This is a genomic window from Hamadaea sp. NPDC051192, from assembly GCF_040682475.1.
GTDB classification, from domain to species: Bacteria; Actinomycetota; Actinomycetes; order Mycobacteriales; family Micromonosporaceae; genus Hamadaea; species Hamadaea flava.
The window spans coordinates 60,698-76,071 of sequence record NZ_JBFBAZ010000015.1; the positions used below are offsets into that span (position 1 = coordinate 60,698).

Here is a 15,374-nt window from a genome sequence, read left to right on the forward strand (position 1 = left end):
CCATTCGATAATCCCTGAGGGGGCGCCATGGCCGCGCTTGCGCTCTACGAAATCGACACCACCTCGCACGACGGCGTGCCGGTGTACCTGCTGGACGGCGGGATGAGCGCCGAGTACGGCGTCGCCCAGTCGCTGGCCAACCTGGCCGGCGGGGTCGCCCACACCTGGGAGGTCCAGGCGCCCGGGATGGGCCCGAACCCCGTGCTCGGCGGCCCGGACTTCCTGGCCGCATCCCTCGACCGGACCGTGGCGTACTACGACGACCTACTCGGCGCGGACACCGAGGTCGACACCGTCGTCCTGGGCACCGGCGTCTCGTCGGCCTCCTACGTCTGCCACGCCCTGGACGCACCCTTCCTGCCGGTGCACTTCCTGCTCAGCACCCACACCATCGCCGGCACACAAGAAGTCCTCGACAGCGCCGGGGCAGCCGGGCTGCCCGCGTACGCGACGCTGGGCTATGACGAGTCGATGCCCGGCGTCGCGGTCGCCTGGATCAAGCTGCTGAACCTGCCGCCCCAGTACGCCGCTTTCCTGCGGCGGCACCGAGTCCGCCACGTCGTCGTGCTCGGCGCGACCGGCGCGAGTGGACAGTTCGGCCGCCGCCCGGGGGCGCACCGGGACCGGATCGCGCCCGGCGACACCCTCGTCACCTGGCCCGACTGCGGCAGCCGGCTGGACGACGTCTGGCTCCGTCAGACGATCGCCGACCTCGACGGCCACGCGCTGGAAGAACCGCCGCTGCCCATCGCCGACTGGGAAAGCGGCCTCGCCGACGAGGCACTGGGCGGATTCGCCGCCGGACTGGCCGTCCTGGGCATCGCCGGCTACCTGCTCACCGCACCCGACTACCTGGCCATGTACGACGTGGGCAGCGTTGCCCATACGGCGTTGCTGGCCAAGAACAAGATCGCGGTCACCGGCATCGCCGCCAACCCGTACCTGCTCACCCATCCGGTCGCCGAGACCAGGACCGGGCAGTTGCCCTTCGTCTACTGGCAACTCGCCGACTCCGCCGGCATCGTGGCCCGGCTGCACCGGATCGCCCAGCTCTGCCTCGGCCTGAGCCCGGCCGACCTCCGCACCCTGCCGGTGGCGTTGAACGTGACCCGCAACGTCGGCGGACCCCAGCACGAGGCGAGCCTGCTGGCCGCGTTGCGGGCCGACGGCTTCACCGAGGTCACCCCCGTCGACTCCACCGTCGACGAGGTATACCGCGAACCGTCCACGGCGCCGTGCTACCGCGCGGCACAAGCCCTGCGTGCCAGCGGATCAGCCCAGCAGATCGTCGCCTGGAACCGCGCGCTGCACCGGCTGGACATCGGGGAACTGGCCGCCGCGCTCAGCCGCCTGCCCGGTACGCGCGTCGCCGCGCTGCCGGTCGGCTGACCAACCCCTCCCGAAGCCCGCCACCACGAGTCCCCCTCGACGACTCCGCACCATCCCGCAACGCCCCCACCCCCGGAAGGCAACCGATGAAGCGATATCTGGCCGGCGTGCTCGTCCTGGCGACCGCCGTCGCCGCGACGGGCTGCAGCGCGACGAAGAGACCCTCGGCCAACGGCGCCGACACGATCATCATCGACACGAGCGACGACGCCACCACCTGGATCGACAACTACAACCCGTTCTCGCCCGGCGCCAAGGGCCCAGGGCTGCGCTACATCTACGACGGCCTGGTCCGCCTGGACTACCAGCACCCGGAGCAGCCGCAGAAGCCGTGGCTGGCCAAGTCCTGGCAGTGGAGCGACGGCGGCAAGACCCTGACCCTCGCCCTGCGCGACGACGTGAAGTTCTCCGACGGCACCCCGCTCACCTCAGCCGACGTGGCGTTCACCCTGAACGTTCCGTTGGAGCACAAGGAACTCAACCCGTGGGGCGGGGCCTACACCGCGGTCGCGACCCCGGACGAGCACACGGTCGTGCTCACCTTCGCCGACGTCGCGTACGACCAACTGCGGTATCTGGCCGGCGCGCCGATCGTGTCCAAGAAGGACTGGACCGGCAAGGACCTGGCCACGTGGACCAACCCCCAGCCGATCGGATCCGGCCTGCTCCAGCTCACCTCGGTCAAGCCCCAGGTGGCCTACTTCGACGTGCGGGCCGACGCGTGGATCGGCCCGGCGAAGGTCAAGCACGTGCAGATCCCGGTGCACGCCACCACCACCTTCCAGCTCCAGATGCTCAACAACGAACTGATGTGGAGCGGCGCGGGCTGGCCGACCGCCGAGACCGACTACGTGGCCAAGGACCCGGCCAACCACAAGTCTTCCGTGATCCCGCACGGCGGCGGCGAGTCGTTCGTCTTCGACACCGCCAAGGCGCCCTTCACCGACGTGCACGCCCGCCGCGCGGTGGCGTACGCCATCGACAGCTCCGGCTTCGGCAAGCTGGAACCGCTGCCCGACGGCAGCCCCTGCGGCTTCGCCGCCGCCCGGTACGCCGACGACTACCTGATCCCCGAATGCCAGGGCGGCAAGCAACGCACCCTCAACGTGGACGCGGCCAAGCAGGAACTGGCTCAGGGCGGCTGGACGATCCAGGGCGGCAAGCTGACCAAGGACGGCAAGGCGTACCCGATCACCGTGGCGTACCCGGTCGACTGGCAGCCGGCCGCCCCGATCTACCGGGCCATCAAATCCCAGCTCAAGGACAACCTCGGCCTGGACATCACGCTGATCACCCCCAAGAGCGACCAGTACGGGCAGGCCGTCAAGGCGCAGGCGAACGCCGCGTTCCGCTTCACCCCGGGCGCGCAGGGCTTCGCCGACGCGTTCAGCTGGCTCGGCGCGGCCGGTGAGACGAACCTGGCGAACTGGTCCGACCCGGCCACCAAGACGCTGGTGGACCAGCTCAAGACGACCGACCCGGCGGACACGGCGAAAGTCAAGGAACTGGCCCTGCAGCTCGAACGCATCGTCTACGACCAGGTGCCGTACTTCACGACTCGCGGCGGCGGCTGGTACTCGCTGGTCAACACCACCTCATGGCAGGGCTTCCCCGCGGACCCGGTGCACGCCGACTACGTCAACTCGCCGTACGTCCCGGCTGACGCCCAGATGATCCTTCTCCAACTGGAGCCGGCGTGACCGCCAGCCCTAGTCCCGGGCGGCGGACGGGTTCCGCCCGCCGCCCGGGGTGGCTCTTCCTCGCGCGCCGGTTGGGGGTGTACGCCCTCACGGCATGGGCGGCGGCGACGCTGAACTTCGTCATCCCCCGGTTCATGCCCGGCGACCCGGCGGACGTGCTGATCCGGCAGGTCCAGCAGCAGACCGGCCAACTGCCGCCGCAGAGCGTCATCGACTCCTACCGGGCCTTCTTCGGCGATCCCCGCAAAGACCTGCTCGGCCAGTACCTGGACTACCTCGGCAACGTGCTCCACGGCGACTTCGGCCTGTCCGTGCATTTCTATCCGGTGCCGGTCGCCGACCTCATCGGGCAGGCGCTGCCGTGGACCCTGCTGCTGGCGGGCACGACCGCGCTGCTCGGCTTCACCGTCGGCGTACTGCTCGGGGTCGCCGCGGGGGCGAAGCCCGGCAGCCGCCGGGACTCGATCGCCCTGCCGGTGTCGGCCTTCCTCGGCGCGCTGCCCTACTTCTGGATCGCCCTGCTCGCGCTGTACCTGTTCGCATACCGGCTGAACTGGTTCCCGCTGCAAGGCTCCTACGACAACTCCCTCGAACCCGGGGTCAACCTGGAATTCGCGGCGAGCGTGCTGCACTACGGCTTCCTCCCGGTGGCGACGATGGTCTTCGTCGGATTCGCCGGCTGGCTCATCGGCATGCGCAACATGATGGTCACCACGGTCACCGAGGACTACGTGCTGTTGGCCCGGGCCAAAGGGCTGCCGTCGCGCCAGGTCCTGCTCCGATACGCCGCCCGCAACGCGATGCTGCCCAGCGTCACCGGACTGGCGCAGGCCCTGGGCGGGGTGGTCGGCGGGGTGATCGTCACCGAGGTGGTCTTCGGCTACCCCGGCATGGGCGGGCTGCTGGTCACCTCCGTGACCGCCCACGACTTCCCCGTCATGCAGGCGGTCTTCCTGCTGCTGACCATCACGACCCTGGCGGCCAACTTCGTGGCCGACTCCGTCTACGTGCTGCTCGATCCGCGTACCCGGGAGGCGAGGTAGATGCGGCGTTATCTAGGCGACAGCGCGAAGGTTCGCGTCGGCGTCGCGCTGCTCACGGCGTATCTCCTGGTGGCGATCTTCGGCCCGCTGCTCACCGGGGCCTTGGGCCTGGACCCGCATCACGTCGACCCGGAAGCGGTGCGCGCCGCGCCGAGCGGCGCGCATTGGCTGGGCACCGACGCCTCCGGCCAGGACGTCTTCGCGCAACTGATCCTCGGCGCCCGCGGCTCGGTGTTCGTGGGCGCGGTGGCCGGGCTGCTGATGACGGCGATCGCGCTGGTCGTCGGGGTGACCGCCGGTTTCCTGGGCGGGATCGCGGACCTGATCCTCAACGCGTTCATCAACCTGTTCCTGGTGTTGCCGGTGTTCGCGCTGACCCTGATCGTCGCCGGCTACCTGGAGGGCGCCGGTCTGCTCGGCATCGCCCTGATCATCGGGATCTTCGGCTGGCCGGCCGAGGCGCGCGCCATCCGTGCGCAGACGCTGAGCCTGCGCAACCGCGACTTCGTGGCCGCCGCCCGGATGATCGGCGAGAGCCGGCCGCGACTGATCTTCGCCGAAGTGCTGCCGCACCTGTCGGGCTGGATCTTCACCCTGCTCCTCAACGCGGTCGTGGCCGGCGTGTTCGCCGAGGCGGCGCTGCACTTCCTGGGCATCGGCAACGCCGACGCCGTCAGCTGGGGCACGATGCTCGGCGACGTCCAGAACTCCGGTGCCGTGCTCGCCGGGATGTGGTGGTGGTTCATCCCGCCCGGCCTGGCCATCGCCCTGCTGGGCACGGCCACCGCGCTGGTCAACTTCGGCGTCGACGAACTCGCCAATCCCAAGCTGCGCATGGCCCGTCGGGCCGTCGTCCGGCGGATGGCCGCCGCGAGCAAGGCAGGTGCGCGATGAAACCACCCCTACTGTCCGCGCGCGGGCTCAGCGTCGCGTACCAGACCGCCACCGGACCCGTCCCGGCCTGCGTCGACGTCGACCTCACCGTGCGCCGCGGCGAGATCCTCGGCATCGCCGGCGAATCCGGCTGCGGCAAATCCACCCTGGTCCACGCGCTGATCCGGCTGGCTCGGCCACCCGCGACCATCACCGACGGGCAACTGCTGTGGTACGCCGACGGCAGCGCACCGGTCGACCTGGTCCCGTTGCCGGAGAAGACCTTGCGGTCGAAGCGCTGGACCCAGCTGGCGATCGTCCTGCAGAGCGCGATGGACGCCCTGAACCCGGTCACCCGGCTCGGCACCCAGTTCATCGACGTCCTACGGGTACACGATCGATCGCTGTCCAAGGCCGCCGCCGCAGCCCGCGCCGCCGAACTGCTCGGCATGGTCGGCATCCCCGCCGACCGCGTACGCAGCTTCCCCCACGAGATGTCCGGCGGCATGCGGCAGCGCGCCACGATCGCCCTGGCCCTGGCCTGCGGTGCCGATCTCGTCGTGATGGACGAGCCGACCACCGCCGTGGACGTGGTGATGCAGCGGCAGATCCTCAGCCAGGTGCTGCGACTGCAGGACGAACTCGACTTCGCCGTCGTGTTCGTCACCCACGATCTGGCACTGCTGCTCGACTTCGCCGACCGGGTCGCCGTCATGTACGCCGGGCGCATCGTCGAAACCGGGACAGCCGACCAGATCCGGTCGCAGCCCAAACACCCCTACACCCGAGCGTTGCGGGACTCGTTCCCGCCGTTGCACGGCCCCCGCGTACGCCGCGAGGGGATCGCCGGCGCGCCCGCCGACCTGCGACGCCTCCCGGACGGCTGCGCCTTCCACCCGCGGTGCCCCCACGCGATGCCGGCCTGCGTCACCGACCGACCCGAACTGTCCGGCATGGACGGCCAGGTCGCCTGTCACCTGGAGGAACGCGCATGACCCCGGAACCGGTCCTGGCGGCCGTCGCGGTCACCAAACACTTCACCGTCCACGACAGCCTCGGCAGGCGGCGCGTCGTACGGGCCGTCGAGGACGCGTCGCTGGCATTGCGTCCCGGCCAGGCCATCGCCCTGGTGGGGGAGAGCGGCAGCGGCAAGACCACCCTGGCCCGGCTGCTCGCCGGCTACTACCCGCCGACCGACGGGCAGATCCAGTTACGCGGCACACCGGTCCGCGGAACCTCCAAGGCCTACTACCACGACGTGCAACTGGTCTTCCAAGACCCGTTCAGCTCGCTCAACCGGCTCAAACGAGTCGGCTACATCCTCGGCCGGGCGCTGAAGCTGCACGGCCACGCGCGTACCCAGGCGGACGTCACCGCAGCCGTCCACGCGCTGCTGGAACGGGTGAACCTCACCCCGGCGGCCGAGTTCGCGGCGAAGTTCCCCGACGAGCTGTCCGGCGGGCAGCGGCAGCGGATCGTCATCGCTCGCGCGCTGGCCGTCGAGCCGTCGGTACTGCTCGGCGACGAGCCGGTGTCCATGCTGGACGTCTCCATCCGGCTCGACCTGCTGAACCTGCTGGCCGACCTGCGCGACAGCGGTCTGGCCCTGCTCTACATCACGCACGACATCGCCAGCGCCCGCTATCTCGCCGACCAGATCACCGTGATGTACGCCGGGCAGATGGTCGAGTCGGGACCGGCCGCCGACCTCGTGGACACGCCGCTGCACCCCTACACCCAGCTGCTCCTGGCCTCCACCCCCGACCCGGACGCCGCGACCGGCCGGCAGCAGCTGTTCGACGCCGAGCAGCAACTCGGCGAGCCGCCGAGCCTGATCGACCCACCATCGGGCTGCCGGTTCCACCCCCGGTGCCCAGTCGCCCGGCCGATCTGCCGCGACCAGGAACCACCCCAGGTCACCCAGGGCGCCCGCTGGGCGCGGTGCTGGCTGCTGACCGAGACCGCCGAACAAACCCCGAAAGATCGGAGTCACTAGTGTCCACGGTGCGCATCGCTGTTGTCGGCGCGGGGAATCGAGGCAGTGCCTACGCCCGCTGGGCCGCCGATGACCCGCAGGCCGCCGTCGTGGCCGTCGCCGAGCCGAACGCGGCCCGCCGGGCCCGTTTCGTCGCCGAACACGACATCGACCCTGCCCTCGCGTTTGCCGACTGGCGGGACCTCGCCGCCGCCGGCCGTACCGGGGAGGCGGGGAAGATCGCCGACGCCGTCGTCATCGCCACCCTCGACGACGACCACGTAGAGCCGTCCGTCGCCTTCGCCGAGCAGGGCTACCACCTGCTGCTGGAGAAGCCGATCGCGCGTACGCCGGACGAATGCCGGCTCATCGTGGCGGCGGCCGAACAAGCCGGCGTCATTCTGGCGGTCGGCCACGTGCTGCGGTACGCGCCCTACACGACCGGAGTGAAGAGCATCATCGACTCCGGCCGGCTGGGGCAGATCGTGTCCATCCAGCACCTGGAGCCGATCGGATTCTGGCACCACGCCCACTCCTACGTCCGCGGCAACTGGCGCGACGAGGCGGCGAGCAACTTCGCGCTGCTGACCAAGTCCTGCCACGACATCGACTGGCTCCAGTACGTCATGGGGCAGTCCGTCGCCCGCGTGTCCAGCTTCGGCGGGCTGGCCCACTTTACCCCCGAGCAGCGGCCGGCCGGTGCCACCGCACGATGCGTCGACTGCCCGGTGGAGCGCACATGCGCGTACTCGGCACCCCGGCTGTATCGAGGGCTGCTCGACGGCGGGCACCACGACTGGCCGTTGAGCGCCGTCATCGACCAGTTCACCCCGGCCGCCCTGGACCAGGCGCTGCGCGAAGGCCCCTACGGCGAATGCGTGTACGCGGGCGCGAACGACGTCGTGGACCACCAGGTCGTCAACCTGGAGTTCGCGAACGGGGCCACCGGATCGTTCACCATGATCGCCTTCAGCGAGGCCAACCACCGCAGCACCCGGGTCTTCGGCAGCCAGGGCGAACTGCGGTGCGACGGCGAAACCATCGAGATCCACGACTTCCTCACCCGGTCGACCGAACGCATCCCGGTCGGCGCCTTCGGCGACCACACGGCCAGCGGCGGGCACGGCGGCGGCGACGCCCGCCTGGTGACCGCGTTCGTGGACGCCGTGGCCGCAGGCGACCCGAGCCGAATCCTGTCCGGCGGCGAGGACTCGCTGCGCTCCCATCTGACCGTGTTCGCCGCCGAACACGCCCGCCGCACCGGCGCCGTGGTGCCCGTAACCCTCTGACGCGACATCCCGCTCCTCCCCGCTCCTCCCCGCTGCTTCCTGATCCGCACGAGTCCCGATCCCCCCACGTCAAGGAGTCGCTGTGCGAGCACGAAGAACGATCCTGGCCGCCGTCTGCCTGCTGGCGGGAGCGCTGCTCACCGCGCCGTCCCCGGCCACCGCCAGCCCCACCCTGCTCAGCCTCGGCAAACCGGTCACCTCCTCCGGGCTCAACCCCGAACTGGCCAACGACGCCGACGCCACCAACGGCGGCGGCTACTTCGACTCCGTCCTGCTCGGCGGCAAGAACGCCTGGTGGCAGGTGGACCTGCAAGGCGTCTACTCGCTCAGCAGCGTGGTCAACCGCAACTATGTGGACGGCAGCCGCTACTACCACTACTACGTGCGCGGAAGCCTCGACGCAGTGAACTGGTCGGCGCCGATCGCCTGGAAGTTCGACGACACCCCAGCCGCCGACCCCGGCGAGACCATCCTCGTGACCGGCGTCGCCCGCTACGTGCGGGTGAACATCGTCGCCGACTCCGCCAACGCCAGCGCCCACCTGACCGACTTCGAGGTCTACGGCACGCCGATCACCCAGGCCGTCACGCCCGACGTCGCCGTCAGCGCCGTGCACACCGACGCGGCGGCGTACGGCAACGGCAGCACCCCCCAGCTGAGCTACACCCTGACCAACACCACCGCCGCAGCCGTCACCGTCGACCACGTGTACGCCATCGTCTGGGGCCTGACCGACCCGGCGTACCGGGAGTTCACCGAGGCCGAGTCCGGGGTCACGATGGCCGCCGGGACGACGCACGGCCACACCGGCGCGCTGTGGGCGGTCGGCGCCGCCATGCCCGCCGGGGCGTACGGAGTATTCCTGCGCACGGTGCTCAGCGACGGCAGCAGCTGGGAGAACTATCAGACGTTCTTCCGGGTCCCCGCCACTGGCGAGCTGCACGTCTTCGGAATCGCCCTGGACCAGTACAACACCTTCCCCGTGTACACCATGGACGGTGGACTGAGCGCCGAGTACAACGTGCTCAAATCGGTCCAAGAACTGTCCCAGTCGGCCGGCCCGTCCTGGACGACGAGCGCACCGGGCTCCGGCCCCAACCCCGTACGCGCGACGCCCGGCTTCCTCGACGCCGCCATCGACGCCACGATCAGCAGCCTCGACACCGCCCTGGGCTCGACGCGTACCTTCGACACCGTCGCCTTCGCACCCGGCGTCCAGTCGGCGCCCTACCTCACCCGGGCGATGCAGGCACCGGTCCTGCCCCTGCACTTCCTGGTCTCCTTCGACTCCGTCTACGAGCTGAAGACCGTCCTGGACACCGCCAACGCCAGCGGCTACAGCGCGTACACCACGCTGGGCTTCGACGGGTCGATCACGCCCGGTGTCGCCTGGATCAAACTCCTCGCCCTGCCCACCCAGTACCGGGACTTCCTCGACCGGCACAACACCCAGACCGTCGTCATGATGGGCAGCTCCGGCAGCTCCGGTGGGGAGAACACCGCCCGGCAGGTCGTCTGGTCCGGCAGCGCCGGCACCGGGTTCCATCAGGGCGACATGTACGCGATCTACCCGGGTGGCGGCTCGGCCGACGACATCAGCCTGCTCAACAGCCACATCCCGGACTTCTCCGACCTGCCGCTGGAATCCGGCACCCGGACCATCCAGGACTGGGAGTCCGGGCTGGTGCCCGAGCAGGTCACCGCGTTCAACACCGCCATCGCCGCCGACGTCCCGGCGGTGACCACCCGGGCGACCTTCACCGCCGGCTCCTACTACGCGGTGGACAACCTCGGCATCTACCTCGCGGTCGCCTACTACAAGAAGAACGAGACGGCGCTGGCCGTCGGCGGCCAGGTGATCCGGGGCGTCGCCTTGAACCCCTACCTCGTGGCGCATCCGTTCTACGAATCGGCCGAAGGCGAGCTGCCCGTCCTATTCTTCCAGGGCGAAAGCGCCAAGACCATTGTGGAGGGACGCATCCTCAACGCGGCGCAGACCGCCGTGAACGCGTACTTCACCGGCGTCGACCTGACCACCCTGCCGGTGCACGTCAACACGAGCAAGAACTTCGGCGGCTTCGCCAACGCGGGCATCGCCGCCAAGCTCACCGAGTACGGCTTCACCGGCTACACGCTGGGCGACAACACCATCGACGAGGCGTGGAACCCCGCCGACGGGTACGCCGCCCTCGGCGAGCAGGCGGTGCTGGGCCTGGACGCGGTGCGTACCCAGGGCCAGTGGACCACCTGGAACAACGGGCTGACCCCGCTGACGATCTCCGACCTGCAAACGATCGCCACCCACTACGCCGAGGCCCAGGTCACCGTCCTGCCCTGAGCCCGATCGAAGGAGTGACACCGTGCAGAGATCCTTCCTGACCCGCCTCGCCGTCCCCGTCCTGCTCCTCGGATCGGTGGTGGCCGTCCCCACGACCACCGCATACGCCGACCCGACCCCGCCGATCGTCGTCCCGAACCCGCAGAGCTGGACCGCCGCGACCGGCACCTTCACGCTGGCCGGCAGCGCCCACATCGTCGTGGCCTCCCCGGCGCTCAGCGTCGAGGCGGCCGTCCTCGCCGAGGACCTGCTGGACCTCACCGGGCTGGCGTTACCCATCACCACCTCCGCGGCGGTGGCCGGCGACATCGTCCTCACCGTCGACTCGACCCTGACCGGCATCGGCGACGAGGGCTACCAGCTCACCATCGGATCGACGGTCGACATCCGGGGCACCGCCGCCACCGGCGTCTTCTACGGCACGCGTACCGCCCTGCAGGTGCTCAAGCAGGAGGGGGAGAGCCGCCGGGCCATGCCCTACGGCACCTTCCTGGACCAGCCCGCCTACCGGGAGCGCGGGCTGATGCTGGACACCGCCCGCCGATTCTTCAGCGTCGCCTTCCTCCAGCAGTACGTCCGCCAGCTCGCCTGGCTGAAGATGAACACACTGCACCTGCACCTCAGCGACGACCAGGGCTTCCGGATCGAAAGCTCGGTGCCGGGGCTGACCTCACCGGACCACTACACCAAGGCCCAGATCACCGATCTGGTCGCCTACGCCCACCGCTACCACGTCACGATCATCCCGGAGATCGACGTCCCCGCGCACGCCATCGCCCTGACCGCCGCCCGCCCCGACCTGCTGCACACCTGCCCGAACATGCGGGCCACCGGCGATCTCGACCTGACCAACCCCGACACCCTGCCGTTCGTGGAGTCGCTGATCGACGAGTTCGTGCCGCTCTTCGACGCCGACACCTTCCACATCGGCGCCGACGAGTACACCTACTTCACGAAGTCCCGGGCCAACCAACTCCTGGCGCTCAACTCGTGCGCCGAGATCGTGGCGAAGGCCGCCGCGCTGGGCTACTCCGACCCCGGCGACCTGTACCGGGACTTCATCAACGCGCTCAACACCCATCTGAAGGCCGAAGGCAAGAAGACCCGGGTGTGGGAGTGGTTCGACTACGTCGGCAGCAAACCGATCGACAACGACATCGTCTACGACGCGTGGCTGGGGGAGAACGGCATCCAGTCCAAGTCGGACGCCGGCTTCGACATCGTCAACTCGTCCTACCACTACCTGTACATCATCCCGGGCCGCAGCGCCCCCGACGACGCCGACCTCTACCTCAACTGGCAACCGTGGATCTGGAGCACCGCCGCCGAGGGACGGCTCACGGACCCCGACGATCCGCACCTGCTCGGCGCGAAGCTGCACGTCTGGTGCGACGGCCTGTTCACGCCGGCGGTGCCAGAGGAACAACTCGACCGGGAGATCTCCACCACCCTGAAGGTCTTCGCCGAACGCATCTGGGGCAGCCCGCAACGCTCCTCGTACGCCGCGTTCACCACGGCCGCGGCCGCCGTCGGCAACGCGCCCGGCTACGGCACCGGCCAGGTCCTCGGCTACCGGTTCGAGTCCTCCACCGCCGACTATTCCGGCGCGGGCAACGACGGGACGATCTACGGCGCGCCCGCGTACGTCACCGGCCGCAACAGCGGGGCGCTGGAGTTCCACGGCGGATCGGACCGCGTCTACATCGGGGCGAAGGATCTGGCCCCCGACTGGACGCTGTCGTTCTGGGTCAACCGAGGCAGCAGCGGCACCAACGCCGCCAAACTGCTCGACTCGGCCAAGTTCGGCGTACGCCTCGAGCAGGTGGACACCGGCGGCAAGGTCGGGCTCACCGAGTACGGCGTGGCCGACTGGGCGTTCAACTACAGCGCACCCGTCGGCACCTGGACGCACCTGGCCATCGTCGGCACCTCGACGCTGACCACGCTCTACGTCAACGGGGCCGCCACCGACACCATCCCGCACGGGTTCTCGCTGCCGATGAAATGGCTGGGCGGCACCACCAAGTCGATCAACGGCCAGCTCGACGACCTGAAGATCTATCGCCGAGCCCTGGGTCCGACCGCCGTCGGATCGCTCTACCAGGGTCTGGTCGCCGCGCTCGCGCTCGACGACGTCGACGCCGTCAGCGCCACCGACGGCTCCGGCCTGGGCGACCAGGGCGGGTTCAAGGGACCGTCGCGGGAGGCCGGGAAGAACGGAACCGGGCTGCGGTTCCACGGCGGAGACGACTTCCTCTACCTGGAACAACCCGACATCTCGGGCAACTGGACGGCGGCCGTCTGGGTTCAGCGCACCGATCTCGGTCAGCCCGCCGAGGTGCTCATGCACTCACCCCAATTCAGCCTGCGCACCAAACAGCTCAGCACCGGCCGGGTGGGTCTGTCCAAGCTCGGCGTCGCGGACTACTCCTACAGCTACACGCTGCCCGCCGACGGCAGCTGGCATCACCTGGCATTCGTCGGCGACACCACCGGAACGTCGCTGTACGTCGACGGGGTGTTCTCGGAGAAACTGTCGGTTCGGATCAACCTGCCGATGCGGACCATCGGCAAGATCGGCAACTCGCTCACCGGGGTCGTCGACGACGTCATCGTCTACGACCGGGCCCTGACCGCGGCGGAGGTCGCCGCACTGGCAGTCTGAGCCGCGCGACGCCAGGGCGGTCGGGGTACCTCACCCGGCCGCCCCGGTGCGCGGCTACGCGATGGCGGCGCAGACGATCGCGGCGATGGCTCCGTTCGCGGCCGCGCTCACCCACACCGCCGGGTGCGGCTCGGGATCGACGATGACCTCGCCCAGCTTGCCCGGCGTCAGCAGATCGAGCAGCCAGAACGCGCCCGCCATCAGGAGCAGTCCGAGAACGCCGTAGACGGCGGTCGACACCAGGCCGACCCAGAACTCGGCGTACGTGGTCATGATCGAGGTGAACGCGATCGCGCCCACGCCGACCAACGCCGAGGCGAGGAAGAGCGACGCGTTGCGGTTGCGCTCGCTCCAGATCTGGTGGCGCAGCGTCCCCGGCGTCAGCCAGTCGACCAGCAGAAACCCGCCGAGCAGCAGCAGTACGCCGACCCCGGTGAACGCAACCGAGCCGACGAGGCCGTCGAGCACATCACTCATGGCGCGGAAGATTAGCTGACCTGCGCAAGGGTTGTGGGGTCCGGGTATCCTCGCCGCTCATGACCAACAGCGCGGGGAGGAAGCGTCGTCGCAAACGGCGACGCGGAGGGGTGCAGATGACAACGCCCACGCCGGTGCAAGCCGCCCAGCCGCAACGGAAGTTCAAGTCCAAGCACGTCGCGTACGGGGTGATCGGCGTCATCGTGCTCGGCTGCTGCGGCTTCGCCGTCTACCGCGACAACCGGCGTGACTGTGTCGATCCCAACACCATGCAGCGCATCGACTCCAGCTACTGCCGCTCGGGCGGGCACGGACGCTGGTACTACGGCGGCCACGGAGGCGGCGGCACCGGAAAGGTCACCGGTGGGTCGTTCACTCGCGGCGGATTCGGCAGCCACTTCGGCGGCGGAAGCTGATGCGAAGGGTCGTCACCCAACCCCGGCCGGACTGGCAGCGCATCGTCGAGGAGCAGGGCCTGCATTACGCGGTGCTGCCCGATGAGTCCGGCCGGCCCACGACGTACTGGGACGAGTCGGCGTACTACGAGTTCAGCCTGGCCGAGGTCGAGCGGCTGGAGGAGGTCGTCGCCGAGCTGCACGAACTGTGCCTGGACGCGGTCGAGCACGTCGTCGCCACCCGCCGGTACGCCGACTACGGCATCACCGACTCACGGGTCATCCAGCTGATCGAGCAGTCATGGCGCGACCGCGACCGCGAGATCAGCCTCTACGGCCGGTTCGACCTGCGCTACGACGGCTCCGGCCCAGCCCGGCTGCTGGAGTACAACGCGGACACCCCCACATCGCTGCTGGAGGCGGCCGGCCCGCAATGGTTCTGGCTGGAGGACCGGTTCCCCGACGCCGACCAGTGGAACTCGCTGCACGAGCGGCTGGTCGACGCCTGGCGCAAGCACCCGATCAGCGGCCCGCTGCACCTCGCGTTCACCACCGCCGACGAGATCGGCGAAGACTACGTCACCGTCAGCTACCTCCAGGAATGCGCCGAGCTGGCCGGTCACCACACGGTCTGCCTGCCGATGGAGGAGATCGGCTGGGACCCGGGTCGGCTCGGCCGCAGCAGCCGGTTCGTCGACGAGCAGGACCGCGAGATCAAGACGATCTTCAAGCTCTACCCGTGGGAGTGGATGGTCGGCGACCAGTTCGGCGGCCACCTGCTCGACCTGGCGCTGTCCGGTCGCGGCCCACGCTGGATCGAGCCCGCGTGGAAGATGCTGCTGTCGAACAAGGCGCTGCTCGCGGTGCTCTGGGAACGCCACCCCGGCCATCCGAACCTGCTGCCCGCGTACCTCGACGGGCCACGTGACCTGATCATCCACGGCTATGTCGCCAAACCGCTGCTCGGCCGGGAAGGCGCCGGGGTCCAGATCATCACGCCAGGCTTCACCATCGGCGAGGCGGCCGAAGGCCCCCAGTGCTACCAGGCCTTCTACGCGCTGCCCGAGTTCGACGGGGTACGGCCGGTGCTGGGTGCGTGGGTGGTCGACGGCGAGCCCGCGGGGCTCGGGATCCGCGAGACGTCCGGCCTGATCACCGACACCGGCGCCCGGTTCGTGCCTCACGTCATTCATTAACCACTGGTACGCGCACCGCAGCGACCACCACCCG

The 15,374-nt window shown here is 69.6% G+C and carries 12 protein-coding genes; 11 read left to right on the plus strand and 1 reads right to left on the minus strand.

Annotated elements, in window-relative coordinates:
• The first annotated feature begins 27 nt into the window (after positions 1–27).
• The 9 genes from AB0M47_RS09370 to AB0M47_RS09410 all read left to right on the plus strand — a co-directional run bounded on the left by AB0M47_RS09370 (position 28) and on the right by AB0M47_RS09410 (position 13,272).
• Positions 28–1,389: a hypothetical protein gene (locus AB0M47_RS09370; RefSeq protein WP_363410986.1), complete on the plus strand. Its 1,362-nt coding sequence runs from the start codon at positions 28–30 to the stop codon at positions 1,387–1,389.
• An 86-nt stretch (positions 1,390–1,475) separates the two neighbouring features.
• Positions 1,476–3,089 (plus strand): ABC transporter substrate-binding protein, encoded by a 1,614-nt coding sequence (locus tag AB0M47_RS09375; RefSeq protein WP_363410989.1) that lies wholly within the window; start codon positions 1,476–1,478, stop codon positions 3,087–3,089.
• Positions 3,086–4,132, plus strand: coding sequence for an ABC transporter permease (locus AB0M47_RS09380; RefSeq protein ID WP_363410992.1), 1,047 nt, complete (start codon positions 3,086–3,088; stop codon positions 4,130–4,132). The genes AB0M47_RS09375 and AB0M47_RS09380 overlap by 4 nt, the downstream gene beginning before the upstream one ends.
• Positions 4,133–5,026: an ABC transporter permease gene (locus tag AB0M47_RS09385; RefSeq protein WP_363410995.1), complete on the plus strand. Its 894-nt coding sequence runs from the start codon at positions 4,133–4,135 to the stop codon at positions 5,024–5,026.
• Positions 5,023–6,000, plus strand: a complete 978-nt coding sequence (locus AB0M47_RS09390; RefSeq protein WP_363410998.1) for an ABC transporter ATP-binding protein — start codon at positions 5,023–5,025, stop codon at positions 5,998–6,000. The genes AB0M47_RS09385 and AB0M47_RS09390 overlap by 4 nt, the downstream gene beginning before the upstream one ends.
• The gene (locus tag AB0M47_RS09395; protein WP_363411001.1) at positions 5,997–7,001 is read left to right on the plus strand and encodes an ABC transporter ATP-binding protein; all 1,005 of its coding nucleotides are present in this window, start codon (positions 5,997–5,999) and stop codon (positions 6,999–7,001) included. The genes AB0M47_RS09390 and AB0M47_RS09395 overlap by 4 nt, the downstream gene beginning before the upstream one ends.
• An 8-nt stretch (positions 7,002–7,009) precedes the next feature.
• A complete protein-coding gene (locus AB0M47_RS09400) occupies positions 7,010–8,269 on the plus strand; it encodes a Gfo/Idh/MocA family oxidoreductase (protein WP_363411004.1) in 1,260 nt (419 codons plus the stop codon).
• Between the two features lie 82 nt (positions 8,270–8,351).
• Positions 8,352–10,607: a discoidin domain-containing protein gene (locus tag AB0M47_RS09405; protein ID WP_363411007.1), complete on the plus strand. Its 2,256-nt coding sequence runs from the start codon at positions 8,352–8,354 to the stop codon at positions 10,605–10,607.
• 22 nt (positions 10,608–10,629) lie between these two features.
• Positions 10,630–13,272, plus strand: coding sequence for a family 20 glycosylhydrolase (locus tag AB0M47_RS09410; RefSeq protein WP_363411010.1), 2,643 nt, complete (start codon positions 10,630–10,632; stop codon positions 13,270–13,272).
• 54 nt (positions 13,273–13,326) lie between these two features.
• Here the strand turns inward: AB0M47_RS09410 and AB0M47_RS09415 are convergent, their stop codons facing one another.
• Entirely contained in the window at positions 13,327–13,749 is a 423-nt protein-coding gene (locus tag AB0M47_RS09415) for a DUF350 domain-containing protein (protein ID WP_363411013.1), read from the minus strand.
• A 116-nt stretch (positions 13,750–13,865) separates the two neighbouring features.
• Here AB0M47_RS09415 and AB0M47_RS09420 point away from each other — a divergent pair, with 116 nt between their 5' ends.
• Positions 13,866–14,165: a hypothetical protein gene (locus AB0M47_RS09420; RefSeq protein WP_363411016.1), complete on the plus strand. Its 300-nt coding sequence runs from the start codon at positions 13,866–13,868 to the stop codon at positions 14,163–14,165.
• Positions 14,165–15,340 carry a glutathionylspermidine synthase family protein gene (locus AB0M47_RS09425; RefSeq protein ID WP_363411019.1) on the plus strand — a complete coding sequence of 392 codons (1,176 nt, stop codon included), beginning with the start codon at positions 14,165–14,167 and terminating at the stop codon, positions 15,338–15,340. Before AB0M47_RS09420 ends, AB0M47_RS09425 begins: the two co-directional genes overlap by 1 nt.
• Positions 15,341–15,374 lie beyond the last annotated feature (34 nt).